The sequence below is a fragment of the Citrobacter sp. Marseille-Q5395 genome, from assembly GCF_947057495.1.
Classification (GTDB): Bacteria; Pseudomonadota; Gammaproteobacteria; order Enterobacterales; family Enterobacteriaceae; genus Citrobacter; species Citrobacter murliniae.
In genome coordinates, this window is the sequence record NZ_CAMSEL010000001.1 from 113,181 (window position 1) to 138,957 (window position 25,777).

24 protein-coding genes and 5 tRNA genes are annotated in these 25,777 nt (G+C 51.4%); 14 read left to right on the top strand and 15 right to left on the bottom strand.

The window, feature by feature from the left end; genetic code table 11:
• Positions 1-43 precede the first annotated feature (43 nt).
• The 14 genes from OH663_RS00510 to emrB all read left to right on the top strand — a co-directional run bounded on the left by OH663_RS00510 (position 44) and on the right by emrB (position 14,278).
• Positions 44-475 (top strand): carboxymuconolactone decarboxylase family protein, encoded by a 432-nt coding sequence (locus OH663_RS00510; protein WP_048220704.1) that lies wholly within the window; start codon positions 44-46, stop codon positions 473-475.
• A 264-nt stretch (positions 476-739) separates the two neighbouring features.
• A complete protein-coding gene (gene nrdH, locus OH663_RS00515) occupies positions 740-985 on the top strand; it encodes a glutaredoxin-like protein NrdH (protein WP_048220703.1) in 246 nt (81 codons plus the stop codon).
• Positions 982-1,392: a class Ib ribonucleoside-diphosphate reductase assembly flavoprotein NrdI gene (gene nrdI / locus OH663_RS00520; protein ID WP_045446567.1), complete on the top strand. Its 411-nt coding sequence runs from the start codon at positions 982-984 to the stop codon at positions 1,390-1,392. Before nrdH ends, nrdI begins: the two co-directional genes overlap by 4 nt.
• Positions 1,365-3,509, top strand: a complete 2,145-nt coding sequence (gene nrdE / locus OH663_RS00525) for a class 1b ribonucleoside-diphosphate reductase subunit alpha (RefSeq protein ID WP_200012343.1) — start codon at positions 1,365-1,367, stop codon at positions 3,507-3,509. The genes nrdI and nrdE overlap by 28 nt, the downstream gene beginning before the upstream one ends.
• A 10-nt stretch (positions 3,510-3,519) precedes the next feature.
• Positions 3,520-4,479, top strand: a complete 960-nt coding sequence (gene nrdF / locus OH663_RS00530) for a class 1b ribonucleoside-diphosphate reductase subunit beta (RefSeq protein ID WP_045446572.1) — start codon at positions 3,520-3,522, stop codon at positions 4,477-4,479.
• 344 nt (positions 4,480-4,823) lie between these two features.
• Positions 4,824-6,026, top strand: coding sequence for a glycine betaine/L-proline ABC transporter ATP-binding protein ProV (gene proV / locus OH663_RS00535; protein WP_045446575.1), 1,203 nt, complete (start codon positions 4,824-4,826; stop codon positions 6,024-6,026).
• The gene (proW, locus tag OH663_RS00540) at positions 6,019-7,083 is read left to right on the top strand and encodes a glycine betaine/L-proline ABC transporter permease ProW (protein ID WP_045446578.1); all 1,065 of its coding nucleotides are present in this window, start codon (positions 6,019-6,021) and stop codon (positions 7,081-7,083) included. The genes proV and proW overlap by 8 nt, the downstream gene beginning before the upstream one ends.
• Positions 7,084-7,270: 187 nt before the next feature.
• Positions 7,271-8,266 carry a glycine betaine/L-proline ABC transporter substrate-binding protein ProX gene (gene proX, locus OH663_RS00545; protein WP_200012345.1) on the top strand — a complete coding sequence of 332 codons (996 nt, stop codon included), beginning with the start codon at positions 7,271-7,273 and terminating at the stop codon, positions 8,264-8,266.
• Between the two features lie 164 nt (positions 8,267-8,430).
• Positions 8,431-9,615, top strand: coding sequence for an MFS transporter (locus tag OH663_RS00550; RefSeq protein WP_045446584.1), 1,185 nt, complete (start codon positions 8,431-8,433; stop codon positions 9,613-9,615).
• Positions 9,616-9,737: 122 nt separating this feature from the next.
• Positions 9,738-10,475: an AzlC family ABC transporter permease gene (locus tag OH663_RS00555; protein WP_200012347.1), complete on the top strand. Its 738-nt coding sequence runs from the start codon at positions 9,738-9,740 to the stop codon at positions 10,473-10,475.
• The gene (gene ygaH, locus OH663_RS00560; protein ID WP_045446590.1) at positions 10,465-10,800 is read left to right on the top strand and encodes an L-valine transporter subunit YgaH; all 336 of its coding nucleotides are present in this window, start codon (positions 10,465-10,467) and stop codon (positions 10,798-10,800) included. The genes OH663_RS00555 and ygaH overlap by 11 nt, the downstream gene beginning before the upstream one ends.
• Before the next feature lie 90 nt (positions 10,801-10,890).
• Positions 10,891-11,421 (top strand): transcriptional repressor MprA, encoded by a 531-nt coding sequence (gene mprA / locus OH663_RS00565; protein WP_045446593.1) that lies wholly within the window; start codon positions 10,891-10,893, stop codon positions 11,419-11,421.
• 129 nt (positions 11,422-11,550) lie between these two features.
• Positions 11,551-12,723, top strand: coding sequence for a multidrug efflux MFS transporter periplasmic adaptor subunit EmrA (gene emrA / locus OH663_RS00570; protein WP_263525670.1), 1,173 nt, complete (start codon positions 11,551-11,553; stop codon positions 12,721-12,723).
• Positions 12,724-12,739: 16 nt separating this feature from the next.
• Positions 12,740-14,278 carry a multidrug efflux MFS transporter permease subunit EmrB gene (gene emrB, locus OH663_RS00575; RefSeq protein WP_045446599.1) on the top strand — a complete coding sequence of 513 codons (1,539 nt, stop codon included), beginning with the start codon at positions 12,740-12,742 and terminating at the stop codon, positions 14,276-14,278.
• A 128-nt stretch (positions 14,279-14,406) separates the two neighbouring features.
• Here emrB and luxS read toward each other — a convergent pair whose 3' ends face one another.
• The 15 genes from luxS to mltB form a co-directional block, all read right to left on the bottom strand.
• Positions 14,407-14,922, bottom strand: coding sequence for an S-ribosylhomocysteine lyase (gene luxS / locus OH663_RS00580; protein WP_016154160.1), 516 nt, complete (start codon positions 14,920-14,922; stop codon positions 14,407-14,409).
• Between the two features lie 149 nt (positions 14,923-15,071).
• The gene (gene gshA / locus OH663_RS00585) at positions 15,072-16,628 is read right to left on the bottom strand and encodes a glutamate--cysteine ligase (protein WP_045446602.1); all 1,557 of its coding nucleotides are present in this window, start codon (positions 16,626-16,628) and stop codon (positions 15,072-15,074) included.
• Between the two features lie 76 nt (positions 16,629-16,704).
• Entirely contained in the window at positions 16,705-17,133 is a 429-nt protein-coding gene (locus OH663_RS00590) for a YqaA family protein (protein ID WP_045446605.1), read from the bottom strand.
• Positions 17,130-17,696, bottom strand: coding sequence for a fructose-1-phosphate/6-phosphogluconate phosphatase (yqaB, locus tag OH663_RS00595; protein ID WP_200012354.1), 567 nt, complete (start codon positions 17,694-17,696; stop codon positions 17,130-17,132). The genes OH663_RS00590 and yqaB overlap by 4 nt, the downstream gene beginning before the upstream one ends.
• Positions 17,697-18,002: 306 nt before the next feature.
• Positions 18,003-18,079 (bottom strand) — tRNA-Arg (locus OH663_RS00600).
• A 195-nt stretch (positions 18,080-18,274) separates the two neighbouring features.
• Positions 18,275-18,351 (bottom strand) — tRNA-Arg (locus tag OH663_RS00605).
• Between the two features lie 63 nt (positions 18,352-18,414).
• A tRNA-Arg gene (locus OH663_RS00610) sits at positions 18,415-18,491 on the bottom strand.
• A 60-nt stretch (positions 18,492-18,551) separates the two neighbouring features.
• Positions 18,552-18,628 (bottom strand) — tRNA-Arg (locus OH663_RS00615).
• Between the two features lie 3 nt (positions 18,629-18,631).
• Positions 18,632-18,724 (bottom strand) — tRNA-Ser (locus OH663_RS00620).
• A gap of 337 nt (positions 18,725-19,061) precedes the next feature.
• A complete protein-coding gene (gene csrA, locus OH663_RS00625) occupies positions 19,062-19,247 on the bottom strand; it encodes a carbon storage regulator CsrA (RefSeq protein WP_000906486.1) in 186 nt (61 codons plus the stop codon).
• 237 nt (positions 19,248-19,484) lie between these two features.
• Entirely contained in the window at positions 19,485-22,112 is a 2,628-nt protein-coding gene (gene alaS / locus OH663_RS00630) for an alanine--tRNA ligase (protein WP_045446613.1), read from the bottom strand.
• Between the two features lie 128 nt (positions 22,113-22,240).
• On the bottom strand, positions 22,241-22,741 hold the full coding sequence (recX, locus tag OH663_RS00635; protein WP_045446616.1) for a recombination regulator RecX: 501 nt from the start codon (positions 22,739-22,741) through the stop codon (positions 22,241-22,243).
• 69 nt (positions 22,742-22,810) lie between these two features.
• The gene (recA, locus tag OH663_RS00640; protein WP_016154166.1) at positions 22,811-23,875 is read right to left on the bottom strand and encodes a recombinase RecA; all 1,065 of its coding nucleotides are present in this window, start codon (positions 23,873-23,875) and stop codon (positions 22,811-22,813) included.
• A 92-nt stretch (positions 23,876-23,967) separates the two neighbouring features.
• Positions 23,968-24,465: a nicotinamide-nucleotide amidase gene (pncC, locus tag OH663_RS00645; protein WP_045446621.1), complete on the bottom strand. Its 498-nt coding sequence runs from the start codon at positions 24,463-24,465 to the stop codon at positions 23,968-23,970.
• A 162-nt stretch (positions 24,466-24,627) separates the two neighbouring features.
• Positions 24,628-25,707 (bottom strand): lytic murein transglycosylase B, encoded by a 1,080-nt coding sequence (mltB, locus tag OH663_RS00650; RefSeq protein ID WP_200012357.1) that lies wholly within the window; start codon positions 25,705-25,707, stop codon positions 24,628-24,630.
• Positions 25,708-25,777 lie beyond the last annotated feature (70 nt).

The following is a 25,777-nucleotide window of genomic DNA, read 5'->3' on the forward strand; positions in this document are numbered from 1 at the left end:
TTATAGTGCTACATTGCTGGTCATCCAAACGAGGAGAAATACCATGACTATGTTACGCCAGCCCTACTATGAACTCAGCCCTGAAGTCTATAACGCCCTGGTTCAGGCCAGCAAAGCGCTGGAAAACTGCGCTCTGGACACCACGCTGACGGAACTGATTTATCTGCGCATTTCACAAATTAACGGCTGTGCATTTTGTCTGGAAATGCACAGTAAAGCGCTGCGCAAATCTGGCGTTGAACAAACCAAGCTGGACGCACTGGCGGGATGGCGTGTAAGTCATCATTTCAGTGAGCAGGAACGTGCGGCACTGGCGTGGGCCGAGTCTGTCACACACATCGTCACAACTCATGCCGAAGATGATGTTTATCTGCCGCTGCTTGACCATTTTAGCGCCAAAGAGATTAGCGACCTGACATTCGCAATTAGCCTGATGAATTGCTTTAACCGCCTGGCGGTAAGCATGCGTATGTAATTGCGGGCTGCCCGATAAACCGCCTTATCGGGCCTCTCCATGCTTGTCAGTAAGCCCGAGAAGCGTAGGCATCGGGCAATTTATACGTCACTCATCCTCTTCCCCCGCTCCGCTCGTTACTCTGAACACTTTCAATCTAAAATTCCCATATCTTGTATGGTTGAATCTTTTTAAAACTACATCTAGTATCTTCTGTATTAAGACACACACAACCCGACGCCTGTTATCGCGCCGTTCTTTTATTTTTAGATGGAAATACGAATCATGCGCATTATTATTTATACTCGCAACAACTGTGTTCAGTGCCATGCCACTAAGCGGGCAATGGAAAACCGCGGATTTGATTTTGAAATGGTGAATGTCGATCTGATGCCTGACATGGCAGACACGCTGCGTGAACAAGGTTTTCGTCAGTTACCGGTGGTAGTCGCAGGTGAAACCAGCTGGTCAGGATTCCGCCCGGATATGATTAACCGCCTGCGCCCGCAACCCCATGTGGCCAGCGCATGAATACCCTCGTCTACTTCTCCAGCAGCTCCGAAAATACCCATCGCTTTATGCAGCGTCTGGAGATGCCCGCTATTCGTATCCCACTTAATGAGCGCGAACGAATCCGGGTAGACGAACCTTACATTTTAGTCGTGCCGTCTTACGGCGGCGGCGGTACGGCTGGTGCGGTCCCACGGCAGGTGATCCGCTTTTTAAACGATACGCACAACCGGGCATTAATACGCGGCGTGATCGCCTCCGGCAATCGCAATTTCGGCGAAGCCTATGGCCGCGCGGGTGAGGTTATCTCACAAAAATGCGGCGTGCCGTGGCTCTATCGCTTTGAGCTGATGGGAACGCAAAGCGATATCGACAATGTCCGAAAAGGAGTGAGTGAATTTTGGCAACGACAACCGCAGAACGCGTAATCCCGCAAACGCTGGACTACCACGCCCTTAACGCCATGCTGAATCTGTACGATAAAGCCGGGCGGATTCAATTCGATAAAGACCATCAGGCGGTGGACGCTTTTATTGCTTCCCACGTCCGGCCCAACTCGGTGGTGTTTGCCAGCCAGGATGAGCGTCTGAATACGCTCATCCGTGACGGTTATTACGACGAAAGCGTTTTAACTCGCTACGATCGCGCTTTCGTGGTGAGGCTTTTTGACCACGCCCACGCCAGAGGATTCCGCTTCCAGACCTTCCTCGGCGCATGGAAGTACTACACCAGCTATACGCTAAAAACATTTGACGGTAAGCGCTACCTTGAAGATTTTGCGGATCGTGTGACGATGGTGGCGTTAACGCTGGCGCAGGGTGACGAAACGCTTGCCATGCAGCTTACCGATGAGATGCTCTCCGGGCGCTTTCAGCCTGCTACACCGACATTTTTGAACTGCGGTAAACAACAGCGCGGTGAACTGGTCTCCTGCTTCCTGTTGCGAATTGAAGACAACATGGAGTCAATTGGACGGGCGGTAAACTCCGCGTTGCAACTCTCCAAACGCGGCGGTGGCGTGGCGTTTTTGCTCTCTAACCTGCGGGAAGCTGGTGCACCTATTAAGCGCATTGAAAATCAGTCTTCCGGTGTGATCCCGGTAATGAAAATGCTGGAGGACGCATTTTCTTATGCTAATCAACTGGGCGCACGTCAGGGTGCGGGGGCCGTGTATTTGCATGCACATCACCCGGATATTCTGCGTTTTCTCGATACCAAACGCGAAAACGCCGATGAAAAAATTCGCATCAAAACGCTCTCTCTCGGCGTGGTGATCCCGGATGTCACCTTCCGACTGGCCAAAGAAAATGCGCAGATGGCGCTGTTTTCCCCTTATGACGTGGAGCGCATTTACGGCAAACCGTTTGGTGATATCGCCGTCAGTGAACACTATGACGAACTGGTTGCTGATGTGCGCGTGCGCAAAAGCTACATTAATGCCCGCGATTTCTTCCAGCGGCTGGCGGAAATCCAGTTTGAGTCAGGCTACCCGTACATCATGTTTGAAGACACGGTGAATCGTGCCAATCCGATTGCCGGACGCATCAATATGAGCAACCTGTGCTCCGAGATTTTGCAGGTCAATAGTGCCTCGACGTACGACGAAAATCTTGACTATGTGCAGATCGGACACGATATCTCCTGCAACCTCGGCTCGCTCAACATCGCTCACACTATGGATTCACCGGACTTTGGTCGCACGGTTGAAACAGCGGTTCGCGGCTTAACCGCGGTCTCTGATATGAGCCATATCCGCAGCGTGCCGTCTGTTGAAGCCGGAAACAACGCCTCACATGCCATTGGCCTCGGACAGATGAATCTGCATGGTTATCTGGCGCGAGAAGGCATTGCCTACGGTTCACCTGAAGGGCTGGATTTTACTAATCTCTATTTTTACACCATCACCTGGCATGCGCTGAACACATCGATGAAACTAGCCCGCGAACGCGGTAAAACCTTTGCCGGATTCAAACAATCCCGTTACGCCAGCGGCGAATACTTTACGCAATATCTGCAGGGTGACTGGCAACCGAAAACCGAGAAAGTCCGCGCGTTATTTGCCCACAGCGGCATTACATTACCGACGCGCGAAATGTGGTCACAACTGCGTGACGATGTGATGCGCTACGGCATCTATAACCAGAATTTACAGGCCGTTCCACCGACCGGCTCTATCTCCTACATCAATCATGCGACCTCAAGTATCCACCCGATTGTGTCGAAGGTGGAGATCCGTAAAGAGGGTAAAACCGGGCGCGTTTACTATCCGGCCCCGTTTATGACCAACGACAATCTGGACATGTACCAGGATGCTTACGAAATCGGTCCGCAAAAAATCATTGATACCTACGCCGAAGCGACACGGCATGTCGATCAAGGGCTCTCACTGACGCTATTTTTCCCTGATACCGCCACCACCCGCGATATCAATAAAGCGCAGATCTATGCCTGGAAAAAAGGGATCAAATCGCTGTACTACATCCGACTACGCCAGCTGGCGCTGGAAGGCACTGAAATCGAAGGCTGCGTGTCATGCGCACTGTAAGGAGAGCAGGATGAGATTAAATCGCATAAGTGCCATCAACTGGAATAAGATCCAGGATGATAAAGATCTCGAGGTATGGAACCGCCTGACCAGTAACTTCTGGCTGCCGGAAAAAGTCCCGCTGTCGAATGATATCCCTGCCTGGCAGACGCTGAATGCGGCCGAGCAGCAACTGACCATTCGCGTATTTACCGGGCTGACGCTACTCGACACCATTCAGAATATTGCGGGTGCGCCAACGTTAATGCAGGATGCACTAACCCCGCATGAAGAAGCCGTGTTGTCGAATATCAGCTTTATGGAGGCGGTACACGCCCGGTCATACAGCTCTATTTTCTCCACTTTATGCCAGACCCAGGATGTGGATGCGGCCTATGCCTGGAGTGAGGAAAATGCCCCTCTCCAGCGCAAAGCACAAATCATTCTTGAACATTACGCCAGCCATGATCCGCTGAAGAAGAAAATTGCCAGCGTATTTCTGGAATCTTTCCTGTTCTATTCCGGTTTCTGGTTACCAATGTATTTCTCCAGCCGTGGCAAGCTGACCAATACTGCTGATTTAATCCGTCTGATTATTCGTGACGAAGCGGTACATGGTTATTACATCGGTTATAAGTATCAAAAAGGTCTGGAAGCCATTACAGAATCGGCACGCGAAGAACTGAAGAATTTTGCGCTCGATCTGTTAATGGAGTTGTACGATAACGAAGCACGCTATACGGAAGAGCTCTACGCAGAAACGGATTGGGTGGAGGACGTCAAAGCATTCCTTTGTTACAACGCCAATAAAGCGTTAATGAACCTGGGTTATGAGGCGTTATTCCCGGCTGAAATGGCGGATGTAAATCCGGCGATCCTCGCCGCACTGTCACCTAATGCCGACGAAAACCACGATTTCTTCTCCGGTTCGGGGTCGTCCTATGTAATGGGAAAAGCCGTCGAAACCGAAGACGACGACTGGAACTTTTAACACACATTATTGCGGAGAATATCCGACTGTTTTCCGCAATAATATTTTAACTGCATCACACAATTATGCATATGTGATCTACACTCAATCTCAGTCACATTATTCGTCTGCATTTCAACAATTCAGACGTCTTTTCGGTGTTCCTTACAAAAAATATCATCTTGCTGTTATCAGCGCTCAGCCCTTATATCATGGGAAATCCCGCCTCCTGGCCTTCGGCAATATTCATGCCATTAACAAATTCAGGGTTGTCTCAGATTCTCAGTATGTTAGGGTAGAAAAAGGTAACTATTTCCATCAGGTAATATATCGATATAAACAAATAACAGGAATCATTCTATTGCATGGCAATTAAATTAGAAGTTAAAAACCTCTATAAGATATTTGGCGAGCATCCACAGAGAGCGTTCAAATATATTGAAAAAGGACTTTCAAAAGAGCAAATTCTGGATAAAACAGGGCTATCGCTTGGCGTTAAAGACGCCAGTCTGGCCATTGAAGAAGGCGAGATATTTGTCATCATGGGATTATCCGGCTCGGGTAAATCCACAATGGTACGCCTTCTCAATCGCCTGATTGAACCCACCCGCGGACAGGTACTGATTGATGGCGTAGATATTGCCAAAATATCAGATGCCGAGCTTCGCGAGGTGCGCAGAAAAAAGATTGCGATGGTTTTCCAGTCCTTTGCATTGATGCCGCACATGACGGTACTGGACAATACAGCATTCGGTATGGAATTAGCCGGTATTGCCGCAGATGCTCGTCGTGAAAAAGCGCTGGATGCGCTACGCCAGGTCGGATTAGAGAATTACGCTCACGGTTATCCGGATGAGCTTTCCGGTGGTATGCGCCAGCGTGTTGGCCTTGCCCGTGCATTAGCCATTAACCCTGACATCTTATTAATGGATGAAGCTTTCTCAGCGCTCGATCCGTTAATTCGAACTGAGATGCAGGATGAACTGGTAAAACTGCAGGCGAAACATCAGCGTACCGTGGTCTTTATTTCCCATGATCTTGATGAAGCTATGCGCATTGGCGACAGAATTGCCATTATGCAAAATGGCGAGGTGGTACAGGTCGGTACACCGGATGAGATCCTGAATAATCCGGCAAATGATTATGTGCGCACTTTCTTCCGTGGTGTTGATATAAGCCAGGTATTCAGCGCGAAAGATATTTCACGCCGTAGCCCTGAGGGCTTAATTCGTAAAACACCAGGCGTAGGTCCACGATCGGCCCTGCAATTATTGCAGGATAAAGATCGTGAATATGGTTACGTAATTGAACGCGGTAATAAATTCATTGGCGTCGTCTCCATCGACTCATTAAAAGCAGCCTTAAGCCAGTCACAAGGTATTGAAGCAGCTTTAATTGATGAACCGTTAGCTGTAGATGCACAAACCCCTCTGAGCGAGTTGCTTTCTCATGTTGGTCAGGCGCCATGCGCCGTACCGGTTGTCGATGAGGAACAGCAGTATGTGGGCATTATTTCAAAACGCATGCTGTTACAGGCTTTAGATCGCGAGGGGGCAAACAATGGCTGATCAAACGAATCCGTGGGATACCACACCAGCGGCCGATAGCGCCGCACAATCCGCTGATGCCTGGAGTACGCCGTCTGGTGCGCCTGCCGACGGAGGCAGCGCAGACTGGCTGACCAGCGCACCCGCACCAGCGCCTGAACATTTCAACATTATGGATCCCTTCCATAAAACGCTGATCCCGCTGGATAGCTGGGTTACCGAAGGGATTGACTGGGTAGTAACCCATTTCCGTCCTGTCTTCCAGGGCATTCGTGTTCCGGTAGATTACATCCTTAATGGCTTCCAGCAGCTGCTGCTGGGTATGCCTGCACCTGTAGCGATTGTTCTTTTTGCACTGATCGCATGGCAGATTTCCGGCGTCGGGATGGGTGTTGCCACCTTAATCTCATTGATTGCTATTGGCGCAATTGGCGCATGGTCGCAGGCGATGATAACCCTGGCACTGGTACTGACCGCGCTGCTGTTTTGCGTGGTGATCGGCCTGCCAATGGGAATATGGCTGGCGCGTAGTCCCCGAGCGGCAAAAATTGTTCGTCCCCTGCTGGATGCAATGCAAACCACGCCTGCGTTCGTCTATCTGGTGCCGATTGTTATGCTGTTCGGTATCGGCAACGTACCGGGGGTAGTCGTGACGATTATCTTCGCCCTGCCGCCAATCGTGCGTCTGACCATTCTGGGGATTAACCAGGTGCCAGCCGATCTGATTGAGGCCTCGCGCTCATTTGGCGCCAGTCCGCGTCAGATGCTGTTTAAAGTACAGCTGCCGCTGGCGATGCCGACCATCATGGCGGGGGTTAATCAGACACTGATGCTCGCCCTTTCCATGGTCGTTATCGCTTCGATGATAGCGGTCGGTGGGCTTGGTCAGATGGTCCTGCGTGGTATCGGTCGTCTGGATATGGGACTGGCTACCGTCGGTGGGGTCGGGATTGTTATCCTCGCCATTATTCTGGATCGTCTGACACAGGCTGTCGGTCGCGACTCGCGTAGCCGCGGTAACCGTCGCTGGTACACCACCGGACCTGTCGGGCTTTTCACCCGTCCTTTCATTAAGTAATTCACCCATTGCCCGGTGGCATTGCGCTCGCCGGGCCTGAAACTCATAAACTTTGCACAAAATCATTTAAGTTGCACCGCGGCAGCAAACGAATGTATCCCGGAAGCGTACAAACAGTATGTGACGAGTACATAAGTGCAGCCAACAAAGAGTCAGCTTGAAAGATGAAGTGTAATAAGGAACAACGATGCGACAGAATATAATCCTTGCCACAACGTTTGCCACCCTTGTCTCTACCAGCGCTTTCGCTGCCGACCTGCCGGGCAAAGGCATCACTGTACAACCTATCCAGAGCACCATCTCTGAAGAGTCCTTCCAGACGCAACTGGTCAGCCGCGCGCTGGAAAAACTGGGGTATACCGTCAACAAAGCGAGTGAAGTTGACTACAACGTCGGCTACACCTCCATTGCCTCTGGCGATGCGACTTTTACCGCCGTGAACTGGCAGCCGCTGCATGATGATATGTATGCCGCAGCAGGCGGAAATAAAAAGTTTTATCGCGAGGGGGTATTCGTAACAGGTGCGGCGCAGGGGTATCTGATCGACAAGAAAACCGCTGAGCAGTACAAAATCACCAATATCGCCCAACTGAAAGATCCGAAGATTGCCAAAATTTTTGATACCAATGGCGACGGTAAAGCCGACATGATGGGCTGTTCACCAGGCTGGGGCTGTGAAGCCGTTATCAACCACCAGAACAAAGCATTCGATCTGGAAAAAACGGTCGATGTCAGTCACGGTAACTACGCGGCGATGATGGCCGATACCATTACCCGCTTTAAGGAAGGCAAACCGATCCTCTACTACACCTGGACACCGTACTGGGTGAGCGACGTAATGAAGCCGGGCAAAGATGTGGTCTGGTTGCAGGTACCGTTCTCTTCCCTTCCGGGTGAGCAGAAAGATATTGATACCAAACTGCCAAACGGCGCTAACTACGGCTTCCCGGTAAACACTATGCATATCGTTGCTAACAAGGCGTGGGCCGAAAAAAACCCGGCGGCGGCAAAACTGTTCGCGCTGATGAAGCTGCCGCTGGCAGATATCAACGCGCAGAACGCGATGATGCATGACGGTAAATCTTCTGAAGCAGACGTACAGGGCCACGTTGATGGTTGGATTAAAGCCCACCAGCAGCAGTTTGACGGTTGGGTGAAAGAAGCGCTGGCCGCGCAGAAGTAATTCCCCTTTATGCCGGATGGCGGCGCGACGCCACCATCCGGCCTGGTAATCAGCGCACTTCTCTCCCTTCCCCATAACCGCACAATCTATCACCTAACAAATCTGCAACATGTAGCTGCTTCCGTTATGATTGTTTTCTGAAACCCATTATTCAGTTGAAAACAATGACTAAAACCACTCATGGACTTAGCCCCTCGCTGATCCTTTTAATGTCCATCGCAACCGGTCTGGCCGTCGCCAGTAACTACTACGCGCAACCGCTACTCGACACCATTGCGCGTAACTTTTCGTTGTCGGCCAGTACTGCGGGCTTTATCGTCACCGCCGCGCAGCTTGGTTATGCTGCAGGCCTGCTGTTTCTGGTGCCGCTTGGCGATATGTTTGAACGTCGGATGCTCATTGTCTCCATGACGCTATTAGCGGCTGGCGGCATGTTAATTACCGCCAGCAGTCAGTCATTGACAATGCTGATCCTCGGTACGGCGCTGACCGGACTCTTTTCCGTGGTGGCACAAATTCTGGTTCCGCTGGCGGCAACGCTCGCCACGCCGGACAAGCGCGGCAAAGTCGTTGGCACAATTATGAGTGGTCTGTTGCTGGGCATTCTGCTGGCGCGTACCGTCGCCGGATTACTGGCCAATCTGGGCGGCTGGCGCACTGTGTTTTGGGTGGCGTCGGTACTGATGGCGCTGATGGCTATCGCGCTGTGGCGCGGCCTGCCGAAGATGAAATCTGAAACCCATCTCAACTATCCGCAACTGTTAGGTTCCGTCTTCAGCCTGTTTATCCACGACAAGCTGCTGCGTACCCGTGCGATGTTGGGCTGCCTGACCTTTGCCAACTTCAGTATTCTCTGGACATCAATGGCCTTTTTGCTCGCCGCGCCGCCATTTAACTATTCAGAAGGCATGATCGGTCTGTTTGGTCTGGCTGGTGCTGCCGGTGCGTTAGGCGCTCGCCCTGCTGGGGGATTTGCCGATAAGGGTAAATCACATCTCACGACCACCATCGGTCTGTTATTACTGTTATTCTCCTGGCTGGCTATCTGGTTCGGGCATACATCAGTGCCAATGCTGATTATCGGAATCCTGGTGCTGGATCTCACCGTGCAGGGTGTTCATATCACCAACCAGACGGTTATTTATCGCATCCATCCGGATGCGCGTAATCGGCTGACTGCCGGATACATGACCAGCTATTTTATTGGCGGAGCGGCAGGTTCGCTGATTTCTGCTTCTGCCTGGCAGCATGCCGGCTGGGCTGGCGTTTGCCTGGCGGGTATGACCGTTGCCGTACTCAACCTGCTGGTCTGGTGGCGAGGTTTTCACCGCCAGGAAGCCGTAAATTAAGCGGATACAGCTCGTTTATCTCTGATTAAGCTCCTCAGGGTGTTAAGGAGCTCATCAGTCTGCTAAGGTTATAACTCATTGAGCCAGGTTATTTTAATTTCGGTAATGAAGCCTATAATCTTATGGAAAGCCCTGTTCCCCAGTCTGACCCCAGCCCGGCAACGTTAACGGAAGGGGTCAAAGACAGCCTGCCGATAGTCATCAGTTATATTCCGGTCGCATTTGCATTTGGTCTCAATGCAACTCGCCTGGGATTTACTCCCGTTGAAAGCCTCTTTTTCTCCTGCATTATTTACGCGGGAGCCAGTCAGTTTGTCATCACCACCATGCTCGCCGCAGGAAGCTCACTGTGGGTCGCCGCGCTTACCGTGATGGCAATGGATGTTCGCCACGTTCTGTATGGCCCTTCCCTGCGTAGCCGTATCGCCCGACGACTCAGCAAACCCAAAAGCGCGCTGTGGGCCTTTGGCCTCACCGATGAAGTGTTCGCTGCTGCAACGGCAAAGCTGGTACGGGATAACCGGCGCTGGAGTGAAAACTGGATGATCGGCATTGCGCTGTGCTCATGGATTTCCTGGGTATTCGGCACGATTATTGGCGCATTTTCTGGCAGTGGTTTACTGAAGGACTTTCCGGCGGTCGAAGCGGCTCTCGGATTTATGCTCCCGGCTCTGTTTATGAGCTTTCTGCTCGCCTCTTTCCAGCGTACACAGGCGCTATGCGTCACTGCGGCATTAGCCGGAGCGCTGACGGGGGTAATATTGTTTTCTATCCCCGTCGCGATCCTGGCAGGCATTGTCTGCGGATGCCTGACGGCGCTCATCCAGTCATTCTGGCAAGGGGGTCCTGATGAGCTATGAGGTTCTGCTGCTCGGCCTGTTGGTCGGTGGCGTCAATTACTGTTTTCGCTATTTGCCACTCCGTCTGGGGATGGGAAATGTTCGCCCGACTAAACGCGGCGCGACAGGCATACTACTCGACACTATCGGCATTGCATCAATTTGCGCCCTGCTGGTGGTGTCTACCGCACCAGAAGTGATGCACGACGCCCGTCGGTTTGTGCCTACACTGGTGGGGTTTATTGTACTGGGCGCAAGTTTCTATAAAACCCGAAGCATCATCATTCCGACATTGTTGAGTGCTCTGTGCTATGGATTAGCATGGAAAATGCTGGTTGTTTTATAGATAAAAATAATCATTTTAATTAAATAATACATTTACTTTATTTGTCACTGTCGTTACTATATCGGCTGAAATTAATGAGGTTATACCCAAATGGATAGTTCGTTTACGCCCATTGAACAAATGCTAAAATTTCGCGCCAGCCGCTACGAAGAGTTCCCTTATCAGGAAGTTCTTCTCACTCGTCTTTGCATGCATATGCAGGGCAAGCTGCTGGAAAACCGCAATAAAATGCTGAAAGCTCAAGGGATTAACGAGACATTGTTTATGGCGTTGATTACGCTGGAGTCTCAGGAAAACCACAGTATTCAGCCTTCTGAACTGAGTTGCGCGCTTGGCTCGTCGCGGACTAACGCCACCCGCATCGCGGATGAGTTAGAAAAACGTGGCTGGATCGAACGTCGCGAAAGCGATAACGATCGCCGCTGTCTGCATCTGCAATTGACCGAGAAAGGCCATGCATTTTTGCAGGAAGTATTACCGCCTCAGCATAGCTGCCTGCATCAACTCTGGTCCTCTCTCAGCGCCACCGAAAAAGATCAGCTTGAGCAAATCACTCGTAAGCTTCTGACCCGTCTTGATCAGATGGAACAAGATGGCACGGTATTAGAAGCGCTGCGCTAATGCGCTGACTCGCTCAAAAATCCAGATTTATAAATGAAAAACCGACAGGCCAGCACGTCATACTGCTGGCCTTTCTGATAAACAGGTCGGCTCAGCCGATGTGAAAAAAATAAGATCGTGGAGAACAACATGAGCGCAAATGCGGAGACTCAAACCCCGCAGCAACCGGTCAATAAGAATGGCAAACGTAAAAGTGCGCTGCTCCTTCTGAGCTTGCTCTTTATTATCATTGCCGTGGCATATGGGATTTATTGGTTTTTAGTACTGCGTCATATCGAAGAGACTGACGATGCCTACGTGGCAGGGAACCAGGTTCAAATCATGGCTCAGGTATCAGGCAGCGTGACGAAAGTCTGGGCTGATAACACTGACTATGTCAAACAAGGCGATGTGCTGGTCACACTCGACCAGACGGATGCTAAGCAGGCATTTGAAAAAGCCAAAACTGCGTTGGCCTCCAGCGTGCGCCAGACGCATCAGCTGATGATCAACAGCAAACAGCTACAGGCCAGCATTGAAGTGCAAAAAACGGCACTGGCCCAGGCCCAGAGCGACTTTAATCGCCGGGTTCCACTGGGTAATGCCAACCTGATTGGTCGCGAAGAGCTGCAACATGCCCGCGATGCCGTCGCCAGTGCTCAGGCTCAGCTTGATGTCGCAATCCAACAATATAATGCGAACCAGGCAATGATCCTCGGAAGCCGACTGGAAGATCAGCCTGCCGTACAACAGGCAGCCACCGAAGTGCGTAATGCCTGGTTGGCGCTTGAACGTACCAAAATCGTCAGCCCGATGACCGGTTATGTTTCCCGCCGTGCCGTGCAGCCTGGCGCGCAGATTAGCCCGACCACGCCGCTGATGGCGGTCGTACCAGCCACTAACCTGTGGGTTGATGCAAACTTTAAAGAAACGCAATTAGCCCATATGCGTATCGGCCAACCAGCTACGGTTATCAGTGATATTTACGGCGATGACGTTAAATACACTGGTAAAGTTGTCGGCCTGGATATGGGGACAGGCAGCGCCTTCTCCCTGTTACCTGCACAAAACGCGACCGGTAACTGGATCAAAGTGGTACAGCGCCTGCCGGTTCGCATCGAGCTGGATGCGCAGCAACTGGCGCAGCATCCACTGCGTATTGGTTTATCTACGCTGGTTACGGTAGATACCTCAAATCGTGACGGACAGATTCTGGCAAGCCAGGTCCGTACGACACCGGTAGCTGAAAGTAATGCACGTGAAATCAACCTTGATCCGGTCAATAAGATGATCGAAGAGATCGTGCGGGCCAACGCGGGTTAATTCAAAGGTGCGTGTGATGCAACAGCAAAAACCGCTGGAAGGCGCGCAGCTCGTCATCATGACGATCGCGCTTTCCCTGGCGACATTCATGCAGGTGCTGGACTCCACCATTGCGAACGTGGCGATCCCCACTATCGCCGGGAACCTGGGCTCTTCGCTGAGCCAGGGGACCTGGGTGATCACCTCTTTCGGTGTGGCGAATGCTATCTCCATCCCGATCACCGGCTGGCTGGCAAAGCGCTTTGGCGAAGTCAGACTCTTCATGTGGTCTACCATTGCCTTCGTTATTGCGTCATGGGCATGTGGGATGTCCAACAGCCTGACCATGCTGATTTTCTTCCGTGTGATTCAGGGGATTGTCGCCGGCCCGTTAATTCCACTGTCACAAAGCCTGTTACTGAATAACTATCCTCCTGCCAAGCGGTCTATCGCCCTGGCACTTTGGTCGATGACGGTGATTGTCGCGCCTATTTGTGGCCCGATTCTCGGAGGCTACATCAGCGACAACTATCACTGGGGCTGGATATTCTTCATTAACGTGCCGATCGGCGTTGTGGTGGTGTTGATGACGCTGCAAACCCTGCGTGGTCGGGAAACTCGTACCGAACAGCGGCGCATTGACGCGATTGGTCTGGCACTGCTGGTTATCGGTATCGGTAGTTTGCAGATCATGCTCGACCGCGGCAAAGAGCTGGACTGGTTTGCCTCGCAGGAGATTATCATCCTGACGGTAGTCGCCGTAGTGGCCATCAGCTTCCTGATTGTCTGGGAGCTCACCGACGATAACCCAATTGTCGACCTCTCCTTGTTTAAGTCGCGAAACTTTACCATCGGCTGTTTGTGTATCAGCCTGGCCTATATGCTCTACTTCGGTGCAATCGTCCTGTTGCCACAGCTGTTGCAGGAAGTCTACGGATATACTGCGACCTGGGCGGGTCTGGCATCCGCACCGGTTGGGGTGATTCCTGTGCTCCTGTCGCCGATTATTGGTCGCTTCGCGCACAAGCTGGATATGCGTCGACTGGTTACGTTCAGCTTTATTATGTACGCCGTCTGTTTTTACTGGCGTGCATGGACGTTCGAACCTGGTATGGATTTTGGCGCGTCAGCCTGGCCGCAGTTTATTCAAGGGTTCGCCGTGGCCTGCTTCTTTATGCCACTAACCACTATCACGCTGTCAGGTTTACCACCTGAGCGTCTGGCGGCGGCATCAAGCTTGTCTAACTTTACGCGAACACTGGCAGGTTCTATCGGAACGTCGATTACAACGACAATGTGGACTAACCGTGAATCGCTCCATCACGCGCAGTTGACGGAGTCAGTCAACCCATACAACCCCAACGCACAGGCTATGTATGACCAGTTGCAGGGGCTGGGGATGACCCAGCAGCAGGCTTCCGGCTGGCTGGCGCAGCAAATTACTAACCAGGGCCTGATTATTTCTGCTAACGAAATCTTCTGGATGTCGGCGGGGATTTTCCTGGTGCTGCTCGGGCTGGTCTGGTTTGCCAAACCGCCATTTGGCGCGGGCGGTGGTGGTGGCGGTGCGCACTAACAGAACGTAAAAAGGGCCCGTGTGGGCCCTTTTTTATTGCCCGGTAGTTCGTTGCTTACCGGGCCTGCACTCAGCACAATTCTGTAGGGCCAGATAAGGTGCGTAGGCACCATCCTCCGGCGCGATAACTAGATATGCAGTTCCTGCAGCTTCTCTTTCGGCAACGCCAGCTCTTCATTGCTGTTGACGCGCACATCATGCTCAAGAATATGGCGTGCAATATCCTGCGCCTCACTGAGGGAGTGCATCTGATACGTACCGCACTGGTACACGTTAAGTTCCGGGATCTGATTCTGATCCTGCACTTTCAGCACATCAGCCATCGCTGCTTTCCAGGCATCAGCCACGCGCTGCTCGTCAGGCGTACCAATCAGACTCATATAGAAACCGGTACGACATCCCATTGGAGAAATATCGATAATCTCGACACCATTACCGTTGAGGTGGTTACGCATAAAACCGGCAAACAGGTGTTCCAGAGTGTGGATACCTTTCTCAGGCATCACCTCTTTGTTTGGAATACAGAAACGCAGATCAAACACGGTGATTGCGTCGCCATGCGGGGTGTTCATCGTTTTTGCGACCCGGACTGCAGGAGCTTCCATCCGGGTATGATCGACAGTAAAACTATCTAACAACGGCATTTAGCCACCTCCGATAAATTTTTTAAAAATAATCTGAACTCTTTGTTCCGGGGCGAGTCTCAGTATATGAAAGACGCGCATTTGTTATCATCATCCCTGTTTTCAGAGATGAAATTTTGGCCACTCCCGAGTGGCCTTTTTCTTTTGTATCAGGCGTGCTTTTCCAGCCACACGTCAAACGACTCAGTATCGGCCGCTTCAATTTCCTGCTGACGACGCTTTGATGCCTCGGTTTCAGCAATAAACTCTTCTTCCTGCAACATTTCCAGCGGCTCTTCACGCAGCAGATTACGGTAAGCCTCTCCCAGCGCTTTGCCAGTGCCGCCAATGCCTGTATCAATCATAGACCGCAGGATCCGGGCTGAAAATGTCAGTTCAGGATTGTCAAAGCACGCGACCAGCTCATCACAGACTTTTTGATATTCCTCTCCGCCGTGGATGCTGTCCAGCGTTTGTGCTACGCGTTTCAGATCACGGAACAGATCTTTGCCCACTTTAGGCAGTGGGAACTGGGCAGTTTCGCAGCCAATGCCTAACGTCAGGCCCGGCTTACGTCCTTCCAGAATCACACGGTTCCAGTTAGTACGAGTGCATAACAGCTCATCGCTACTCATCTCCGGCGCATCAGCCAGTACGCACCAAACCATAAACAGATCGAGGAAACGCACCTGCTGCTCATCCACGCCAATGGGTGAGAATGGGTTAATATCCAGCGAACGCACTTCAATGTACTCAATGCCGCCGCGCAGAAGCGCATCAGACGGCGATTCACCACTGCGAGTAACGCGTTTCGGGCGAATAGGTGCATACAATTCGTTTTCAATCTGCAGCACGTTGCTATTGATTTGCAGCCGCTTACCGTCTTTCTCCAGACCGATCGCCGCGTACTCCTCGGAAGGGGTTTTAATCGCGCGCTTCAATCCTGCCACATACTCATGCAGATCGTTAAACGTAATTCCGAGATTGCTTTGCGACTTATTGGTATAACCCAGGTCACTCAGGCGCAGAGACGTTGCATATGGCAGGTAATACATACCACAGTCGGTTTTTTCAAACGGCAGGGTCGTTGGTTTTCCTTGCAAGAAGGAGGAACAAATTGCCGGAGAGGCACCAAACAGATACGGGATCACCCAACCAAAACGGTAGTAATTACGGATCAGACGGAAGTAGCCTGCGGAGACTTTCTCTTTGGCGTCATCATCGCTCGTTACGCCGCACTTTGCCTGCCAGAATGCCATTGGCAGAGAAAAATTGTAATGTACGCCGGAGATGGTTTGCATCAACGCGCCGTAACGGTTCTTGAGGCCTTCACGGTAGAGCGTTTTCAGACGACCAATATTTGAAGTACCGTACTGCGCCAGTTCAATATCCTGACCTTCGGCAATATAACAAGGCATGCTCAACGGCCACATACGCTCATCGCCAAGGTTTCTGGCGGTATAGCGATGCAGATCGCGCATGAATGTAAGCATTTTCTGAATGTCGTCGCCAGGAGGAGTAATAAACTCCAGCAGCGTTTCGGCAAAATCGGTGGTTATCCATTTATGCGTAAGCGCTGAGCCTAATACATCAGGATGTCCCGTCGTTGCCAATGAGCCATCAGCATTAACGCGCAGCGTTTCACGCTCCAGCCCACGTTGAATCCCCTTTAACGCCTGGGGATTTTTTTCCAGCCAGGCCAGCGCCTGTGATACGTCCGGGATCAAATTGACCTCCCGCCTGTCAAAATCGTTTTAATTAGCATAATGGTATTGGTTACCCTACAGGCTATCCACAACACAATTAGTGCCACCACATAATGCCTTGCGTCGTAACCGCTGCCACCACAACGTAGCGCAGCGCTTTGCCAAGACATAAAAAAAACATCACCGGGCCCCACGAGATACGCATCCATCCCGCTAACAGGCACAGTAAATCACCCACAACTGGCATCCAGCTTAATAATAGTGTGACAGCGCCATAGCGCTTCAACCAGCCAGTGGCTTTCTCTTGCCAGCGTGATGTTTTACGCAACGGAAAGAAACGCCCAAGGATAACGTTAGTTAACCCTCCAAGGCTATTACCCATTGTTGCTGTTAAGACTAAGACCCAGGGATGACTTACCCCAGAGACCAGCAAAGCCACTAAAACAACTTCAGAATTACCAGGTAATAGCGTGGCGCTGAGAAAACTGCTGGCAAACAGTGACAGGAGCGACAGTCCATCACTCACAATAACCGGACATCCACGGCATCCATTCCGGCAGCGTATGCCGCCTGCAGTCCAAAATCGGCATCTTCAAATACTACGCAGCGAGTTGGCTCCACCCCCATACGCTCGGCACACAGTAAGAACGTATCAGGAGCAGGCTTGTGGCGTTGCACGTGGTCTGCAGCAACGACAGTATCAAAATAATGACGCAGCCCGAGATGAGCGAGCAGAGCTTCAGCAATCGCACTTTCGCTCCCGGTACCTACCGACATTGGCCGACGACCATGCCAGGCTTTCACCACATCGACTAACGGCAAAGGCTGGACACTGTCCAGCAGCATGCTTTTAACTTTATCGGTTTTTTCGCGAGCCAGTGCATGAGGATCCAGATCGGCCTGATTCAGTTCAATAACCGATTGGGCAATACGCCATGTTGGGGAGCCGTTGAGTGCAACCATGGCCTGCTCATCAAAACGTAGTCCATAGCGCTCTAATACTTCACGCCACGCTTTACGGTGCGTCGGTTCAGTATCCAGGATGGTGCCATCCATATCAAAAATCAAACCCGCATAACGTTCGTACATCGTCTTCTCACAAGCCGAATGACCAGACGTTATTTTATCGTAATTGATTGATTTTGTCGCTGACTGAGAATTGAGGATTGTTCAGATAGAAGGAAAATGACTAAGGAGGAGAATAGAAACTTGCGATTATCTTGCAGATGATGAAACAACAGAATCGCTGTTATCTCGGAGAAGATGGTGCATCCGGGAGGATGACTCACTGACGTTCGCCCTACGGGCCGTTGCTGAAGCAACGTTATCCTCCCTGGTTCTAGCGACTATCTCGCAGACCATGAAACAACAATCCAGCTGTTATTTTGGAGAAGATGGTGCATCCGGGAGGATTCGAACCTCCGACCGCTCGGTTCGTAGCCGAGTACTCTATCCAGCTGAGCTACGGATGCATCAGGGAAACTTATTTTACTGCCGATACTGAAATCGCTATAAAAACGGTTTCAAGTAAGAGATGGTGCATCCGGGAGGATTACTCGGCTGCGCCTTGCCCTACGGGTCGTTGCTGAAGCAACGCTATCCTCCCTGGTGCTCGCGATTATTTCGCAGACCATGAAACAACAGCTTAGCTGTTATCTCGGAGAAGATGGTGCATCCGGGAGGATTCGAACCTCCGACCGCTCGGTTCGTAGCCGAGTACTCTATCCAGCTGAGCTACGGATGCATCACGGAAACTTATTTTACTGCCGATACTGAAATCGCTATAAAAACGGTTTCAAGTAAGAGATGGTGCATCCGGGAGGATTCGAACCTCCGACCGCTCGGTTCGTAGCCGAGTACTCTATCCAGCTGAGCTACGGATGCATCAGGGAAACTTACTTTACTGCAGATTTGACATCGCTGCTAAAGCAACATCAGATAATATGGTGCATCCGGGAGGATTCGAACCTCCGACCGCTCGGTTCGTAGCCGAGTACTCTATCCAGCTGAGCTACGGATGCAAATGGCGGTGAGGCGGGGATTCGAACCCCGGATGCAGCTTTTGACCGCATACTCCCTTAGCAGGGGAGCGCCTTCAGCCTCTCGGCCACCTCACCAACAACGCCTCTTGCGAGTGCTTCGAAGAACTTGTTTCTGCTCATCGTCGCTGCGTGGCGCACATATTACTTTCTGGGACTTATAAGTCAAACAATTTTTCCAGTGCTTTTATCGTTTGCACATTTCACGCGCAATTAGTCTGCAAAAACGGCAAAGAGAGTGTTTTATCAACAGATAAATTGGCATTTTATCCAGACGATGAACAAACAGAAAAATCGTAGAGAAAGGGAATAAGAGGATAGAAGTAGAGAAACAGGAGAGAAATGAACAACAGGAGAGAAAAAGAAACCAACTAAATCAGGTTGCGCCTCACCTGAAAGGTGAGACGCGAAAACCTTAGTAACTGGACTGCTGGGATTTTTCAGCCTGGATACGCTGGTAGATCTCTTCACGATGGACAGATACTTCTTTCGGGGCGTTGACGCCAATGCGCACCTGGTTGCCCTTCACCCCTAAAACTGTCACGGTGACCTCATCGCCTATCATGAGGGTCTCACCAACTCGACGAGTCAGAATCAGCATTCTTTGCTCCTTGAAAGATTAAAAGAGTCGGGTCTCTCTGTATCCCGGCATTATCCATCATATAACGCCAAAAAGTAAGCGATGACAAACACCTAAGTGTAAGCAGTCACGGCATCACATTCTGTTAAACCTAAGTTTAGCCGATATACACAACTTCAACCTGACTTTATCATTGTCGATAGCATTGATTCGCATGCCGTAACCCAAGGCTACAGCATGCGCTAATGCTTATAGTTATTACAGTTTCGCGCTGACCCAGCCTTTCACACTGGCTAACGCTGCAGGCAGAGCCGCGGCATCCGTACCACCGGCTTGCGCCATGTCCGGACGACCACCACCCTTGCCGCCTACCTGCTGAGCGACCATCCCAATCAGCTCCCCTGCTTTCACGCGGTCTGTCACATCCTTAGACACGCCCGCAATCAGAGAAACCTTACCTTCTACTACCGTTGCCAGAACGACAACCGTAGATCCCAGTTGATTTTTCAGATCATCAACCATAGTACGCAACATTTTAGGTTCAACGTCCGTCAGCTCACTAACCAGCAGCTTCACGCCGTTGATATCAATCGCTTTACTGGAGAGATTTGCACTTTCCTGCGCCGCGGCCTGTTCCTTCAATTGCTGCAATTCTTTCTCGAGTTGACGTGTACGCTCCAGTACCGAACGCACTTTGTCACCCAGATTCTGGCTATCACCTTTTAGCAGCTGTGCAATATCGCTTAAGCGATCGCTCTCAGCATGCACGGTATTGATAGCGCCTTCACCGGTTACGGCTTCGATACGACGAACGCCCGCAGCAGTGCCGGATTCAGACACAATACGGAACAGACCGATATCACCGGTACGACTGGCGTGAGTACCGCCACACAATTCGGTTGAGAAATCGCCCATGCTCAGAACGCGTACATGGTCATCATACTTCTCACCAAACAGCGCCATTGCTCCTTTGGCTTTTGCCGCCTCAAGATCCATGACATTCGTTTCAATCGGCAGGTTGCGACGAATTTGCGCATTCACCAGATCTTCAACAGCACGAATTTCCGCCGGTTTCATCGCTTCAGTGTGAGAGAAGTCGAAACGCAGAACTTTATCGTTAACCAGTGAGCCTTTCTGTGACACGTGCGTGCCCAGGATCTGGCGTAACGCCGCATGCATCAGGTGTGTTGCGGAGTGGTTCAGACGAATACGCGCACGACGCGCTTCATCCACATCAGCCTGTACCGCATCGCCCACTTTCAGTGAACCCGCTGACAGCTTGCCAATGTGACCAATTGCCTGGCCATACTTTTGCGTGTCGCCCACTGCGAACGTAAAGCCAGCGCCTTTCAGCTCGCCTTTATCGCCAACCTGGCCACCGGATTCCGCATAGAACGGCGTCTGGTCCAGAACAACGACGGCATCCTGACCTGCGTTAATCGCATCTACCGCTTTACCATCCACAAACAGGGCGGTCACTTTGCCGTTCAGTTCCAGATGATCGTAGCCTTTAAATTCAGATGCACCATCAACGCGAATCATCGCGTTGTAATCTGCACCAAAACCGCTGGCTTCACGTGCACGACGGCGCTGCTCTTCCATCGCGGCTTCAAAACCAGCTTCGTCAACTTTGATGTTGCGCTCACGGCAAACGTCCGCCGTCAGGTCAACCGGGAAGCCGTAGGTGTCATACAGGCGGAATGCGGTTTCACCATCCAGCGTATCACCAGACAGTTTAGCCAGTTCTTCATCCAGCAGTGCCAGACCACGCTCCAGCGTACGAGCAAACTGCTCTTCTTCCGTCTTCAGAACCTGCTCAACCAGCGCCTGCTGACGTTTCAGCTCTTCACCCGCAGAGCCCATCACCTCTACCAGCGGACCAACCAGCTTGTAGAAGAAGGTATCTTTCGCACCGAGCATGTTGCCATGGCGTACCGCGCGACGAATGATACGACGCAGCACATAACCACGGTTTTCATTCGACGGAACAACGCCATCGGCGATCAGGAATGCGCAGGAACGGATATGGTCGGCTATTACGCGCAGTGATTTGTTGCTCAGATCGGTTGCACCGGTCACTTTCGCCACGGACTCAATCAGCGAGCGGAACAGGTCAATCTCGTAGTTGGAGTTAACATGTTGCAGCACTGCCGCAATACGCTCCAGACCCATCCCCGTATCCACGGACGGTTTAGGCAGCGGTTCCATAGTACCGTCAGCCTGACGGTTGAACTGCATGAAGACGATGTTCCAGATCTCAATATAGCGATCGCCATCTTCTTCAGCACTTCCCGGAGGGCCACCCCAAATGTGGTCGCCGTGATCGTAGAAAATTTCGGTACACGGACCACACGGACCGGTGTCGCCCATCTGCCAGAAGTTATCGGAAGCATATGCCGCACCTTTGTTATCACCAATACGGATGATACGTTCGCGCGGAATCCCGACTTCTTTTTCCCAGATTTCATAGGCTTCATCGTCAGTTTCATAGACGGTTACCCACAGACGCTCTTTCGGCAGGGCAAACCAGTTTTCACCGGTCAGCAGTTCCCATGCATATTGAATAGCATCGTGTTTAAAGTAGTCGCCGAAGCTGAAGTTACCCAGCATTTCGAAGAAGGTATGGTGACGTGCAGTGTAACCGACGTTTTCCAGGTCATTGTGTTTACCGCCCGCGCGTACGCAACGCTGCGAGGTGGTTGCGCGGGAATAATTACGCTTATCGAGGCCAAGGAATACATCCTTGAACTGGTTCATCCCGGCGTTGGTAAACAACAAAGTAGGGTCATTGTTTGGTACCAGGGAGCTGCTGGCAACTACCTGATGTCCTTTACTATGGAAAAAATCGAGAAACGCCTGACGGATCTCAGCGGTGCTCTTGCTCATAATTATCCTGAAGAAATCAAGCTAACGAAATGTCATTACCAGCATCGGCACGCGATCTGCGCCTCTGGCAATCGAAAAGTGGGAATAAGATAAGTTTTCTTTACTGGGAAGTAAAATCCCGTATGCGCTCAATCGTCAAAATTTCGCCATATCGCCTGAATATCTTCCATCAGATAACCACGATAGAGCAAAAAACGCTGAACCTTTACCTTTTCTGAAAAAGCCACAGGCAAAGGCTCACCGTATTTTCTGATTGCCTGTTCTCGCGCAAGCTGCGCCCAGTCAATTTCACATTCACGCATTGCGCGCTCAATGGATTCACGTTGGATCCCTTTTTGCCCCAGCTCCTGGCGCACACGCGCGGGGCCATAGCCTTTGCGGCTGCGGCTGGCGATAAACTGCCGAACGAATCGGTCATCATCCAGGTAGCGGCTTTCAATACACCAGGCAATAACCTTGTCGTAATCCTCAGGCGTAGCATCAATTTCTTCCGGTCCATTTTTCCCCATGACCGGAGCAGCCAGTTTTCGTCTTAGCTCCTGCTCACTGTGATCGCGCATGGCAAGAATACGAACAGCGCGGTCAAGTAGTCGGGACCAGGCGGAACGGCGAGGAGTTGAATCTGTCATAGTGAGCCTTCAGAAATGGAAAAGGGCTGCATGATATGCAGCCCTTCTATGTGCGATAACGTCAGATTATCAGAAATCTTCGTTCGTTTCTTTTACATCTTCACCGCTGTCATCAACAGAGAAGTCTGGTTTTGAATCCGGGTTATTGAGCAGTAACTCGCGTACTTTCTTCTCAATTTCCTTCGCAGTTGCCGGGTTTTCCTTCAGCCAGTTAGTGGCATTCGCTTTACCCTGACCAATTTTCTCACCGTTGTAGCTGTACCATGCACCGGCTTTTTCAATCAGCTTCTCTTTAACGCCCAGATCAACCAGTTCGCCGTAGAAGTTGATACCTTCACCGTACAGGATCTGGAATTCAGCTTGTTTAAATGGCGCTGCAATTTTGTTTTTCACGACCTTAACGCGGGTTTCACTACCCACCACGTTATCGCCCTCTTTTACCGCGCCAATACGACGGATATCCAGACGGACAGAGGCGTAGAATTTCAGTGCGTTACCACCGGTGGTAGTTTCCGGGTTACCGAACATGACGCCAATTTTCATACGGATCTGGTTGATAAAAATCAGCAGCGTATTGGACTGTTTCAGGTTACCTGCCAGCTTACGCATTGCCTGGCTCATCATACGCGCCGCGAGGCCCATGTGAGAGTCACCGATCTCGCCTTCGATTTCAGCTTTTGGTGTCAGTGCAGCAACGGAATCGACAACGATAACATCGACTGCACCGGAACGCGCCAGCGCGTCACAGATTTCCAGCGCTTGTTCACCGGTATCCGGCTGAGAACAAAGCAGGTTGTCGATATCAACACCAAGTTTACGAGCATAGACAGGATCAAGCGCGTGCTCTGCATCGATGAACGCACAAGTTTTACCTTCACGCTGTGCGGCAGCAATAACCTGCAGTGTCAGGGTCGTTTTACCGGAGGATTCTGGCCCGTAGATTTCGACGATACGCCCCATCGGCAAACCGCCCGCACCCAATGCGATATCCAGAGAAAGCGAACCGGTGGAGATGGTTTCTACGTCCATAGAACGGTCTTCACCCAGGCGCATGATGGAGCCTTTACCGAATTGCTTTTCGATCTGGCCCAGCGCTGCCGCCAACGCTTTCTGTTTGTTTTCGTCGATAGCCATTAATTACTCCTGTCATGCCGCTTTCGGGTTAAACCGCGAAACGTGAAAGATGATGTTCTGTTGTCGCAATTATACTGTATGCTCATACAGTATCAAGTATTTTGTAGAAATTGTTGCCACAGGGTCTGTAACGCATAGGCGGTCGCCTGCCGACGTACTGCATCGCGGTTACCACTGAAGCATTCCCGACGGGTAACCCCCTCGCCGCTTGCGCTGGCAAAAGCAAACCACACGGTGCCGACGGGCTTATCTTCACTCCCGCCATCTGGCCCTGCAATACCGCTGATCGAGACAGCGAAATGCGCACGAGCAGCTTTCAGCGCACCAATCGCCATTTCGACGACTACCGGTTCACTCACCGCGCCATGCTGTACCAGCGTTTCTTCTCGCACACCGATCATCTGTGATTTAGCTTCATTACTGTAAGTCACAAACCCGCGTTCAAACCAGGCGGAGCTTCCGGCAATATCGGTAATGGCTTTCGCTACCCAACCGCCGGTACAGGATTCTGCGGTAGTCACCGTCGCACCGCGCGCTTTCAACGCCAGCCCAACCCGCTCACTTAACTGCATCAGTTCACTGTCAGTCATTTCAGCCTCTGTCAGTAAAAAAAATATGCCGGACAAGATAGCACTTTCATAACAAAGATGGGGATGAAGAGAGTAATTTACGAGGGGGATTCAGAAAATAGATAAGCTGACTTAAAAATAGAGCCGGATACGATGCCTGCACATCGTATCCGGCAAGAATGATTATTGCACCCGTGCCAGCGCCACCGCCTGACCTAGCTGCCAGACAGCCATCGCGTAATGCGTGCTGTGGTTATAGCGGGTAATGGTGTAGAAGTTCGGCAGTCCATACCAGTACTGATAACCGGTGCCGATATCCAGACGCAGCAAACTAGCCTGCTGGTGATTCCCTAACGGCTGCTGTGGCGTCAGACCTGCAGCAGCAAGCTGAGAAATGCTGTACTGGGTTTTAAAACCGTTCGCCAGCCCCGGTGCCTGGCCGTTTGCCGGGACAGCCACCATATCTCCTTTCACCCAGCCGTGGCCTTTGAAGTAATTCGCCACGCTACCGATGGCATCAACCGGATCCCACAGATTGATATGCCCATCGCCATTAAAATCGACAGCATATTCTTTGTAAGAGGACGGCATGAACTGCCCGTACCCCATTGCACCAGCGAAGGAACCTTTCAGATCCAGCGGGTCATCGCTTTCATCCCGTGCCATCAGCAGGAAAGTTTCCAGTTCACCGGAAAAGTATTCTGCCCGGCGCGGATAGTTAAATGACAGGGTCGCCAGCGCATCCAGAATACGCGTTTTACCCATCACGCGGCCCCAGCGAGTTTCCACCCCAATAATACCTACGATAATTTCCGGCGGCACGCCGTAAACCTGCCATGCACGCTTCAGAGCATCTTCATGCTGATTCCAGAATGCCACGCCGTTTTGCACGTTATCCGGGGTAATGAACTGCTTGCGATAGCGCAGCCAGGCTCCGTTAGGTCCGGCTGGCGGCTGGGTAGTCGGTGCCTGGCGGTCCATCAGACGCAGAACATAATCCAGACGCTTGGCCTGCGACAGGATCTCCTGCAACTGTTGACGGTCAAAACCGTGCTTGCTCACCATCTTCTCGATGAACTGCTGTGCGTTCGGATTATTGGCAAAGTCACCACCCGACAGCATGACATTGTGTTGCGGCTCAAGCAGGAAGCCGCCGGATGGCGTTCCCGTGGTCGTTTGAGTCTCTGAAGGTTTCGGTTTGCTGCTACAGGCAGCAAGCAACACACAAAGGGGAAGTAATGCTACATAACGACGCTTGAACATGGGACATCCATTAAACAGATTCAGCCTGGGAGAAGTATGGTAAAGCATCCCCCGCCAAACAAGGAAGCAG

Excerpts from the sequence above, each read along its gene's own strand:
- OH663_RS00510 (WP_048220704.1), top strand. The coding sequence starts at position 44 with ATGACTATGTTACGCCAGCCCTACTATGAACTCAGCCCTGAAGTCTAT.
- nrdH (WP_048220703.1), top strand. The coding sequence starts at position 740 with ATGCGCATTATTATTTATACTCGCAACAACTGTGTTCAGTGCCATGCC.
- nrdI (WP_045446567.1), top strand. The coding sequence starts at position 982 with ATGAATACCCTCGTCTACTTCTCCAGCAGCTCCGAAAATACCCATCGC.
- nrdF (WP_045446572.1), top strand. The coding sequence starts at position 3,520 with ATGAGATTAAATCGCATAAGTGCCATCAACTGGAATAAGATCCAGGAT.
- proV (WP_045446575.1), top strand. The coding sequence starts at position 4,824 with ATGGCAATTAAATTAGAAGTTAAAAACCTCTATAAGATATTTGGCGAG.
- proW (WP_045446578.1), top strand. The coding sequence starts at position 6,019 with ATGGCTGATCAAACGAATCCGTGGGATACCACACCAGCGGCCGATAGC.
- proX (WP_200012345.1), top strand. The coding sequence starts at position 7,271 with ATGCGACAGAATATAATCCTTGCCACAACGTTTGCCACCCTTGTCTCT.
- OH663_RS00550 (WP_045446584.1), top strand. The coding sequence starts at position 8,431 with ATGACTAAAACCACTCATGGACTTAGCCCCTCGCTGATCCTTTTAATG.
- OH663_RS00555 (WP_200012347.1), top strand. The coding sequence starts at position 9,738 with ATGGAAAGCCCTGTTCCCCAGTCTGACCCCAGCCCGGCAACGTTAACG.
- ygaH (WP_045446590.1), top strand. The coding sequence starts at position 10,465 with ATGAGCTATGAGGTTCTGCTGCTCGGCCTGTTGGTCGGTGGCGTCAAT.
- mprA (WP_045446593.1), top strand. The coding sequence starts at position 10,891 with ATGGATAGTTCGTTTACGCCCATTGAACAAATGCTAAAATTTCGCGCC.
- emrA (WP_263525670.1), top strand. The coding sequence starts at position 11,551 with ATGAGCGCAAATGCGGAGACTCAAACCCCGCAGCAACCGGTCAATAAG.
- emrB (WP_045446599.1), top strand. The coding sequence starts at position 12,740 with ATGCAACAGCAAAAACCGCTGGAAGGCGCGCAGCTCGTCATCATGACG.
- luxS (WP_016154160.1), bottom strand. The coding sequence starts at position 14,922 with ATGCCGTTGTTAGATAGTTTTACTGTCGATCATACCCGGATGGAAGCT.
- yqaB (WP_200012354.1), bottom strand. The coding sequence starts at position 17,696 with ATGTACGAACGTTATGCGGGTTTGATTTTTGATATGGATGGCACCATC.
- csrA (WP_000906486.1), bottom strand. The coding sequence starts at position 19,247 with ATGCTGATTCTGACTCGTCGAGTTGGTGAGACCCTCATGATAGGCGAT.
- alaS (WP_045446613.1), bottom strand. The coding sequence starts at position 22,112 with ATGAGCAAGAGCACCGCTGAGATCCGTCAGGCGTTTCTCGATTTTTTC.
- recX (WP_045446616.1), bottom strand. The coding sequence starts at position 22,741 with ATGACAGATTCAACTCCTCGCCGTTCCGCCTGGTCCCGACTACTTGAC.
- recA (WP_016154166.1), bottom strand. The coding sequence starts at position 23,875 with ATGGCTATCGACGAAAACAAACAGAAAGCGTTGGCGGCAGCGCTGGGC.
- pncC (WP_045446621.1), bottom strand. The coding sequence starts at position 24,465 with ATGACTGACAGTGAACTGATGCAGTTAAGTGAGCGGGTTGGGCTGGCG.
- mltB (WP_200012357.1), bottom strand. The coding sequence starts at position 25,707 with ATGTTCAAGCGTCGTTATGTAGCATTACTTCCCCTTTGTGTGTTGCTT.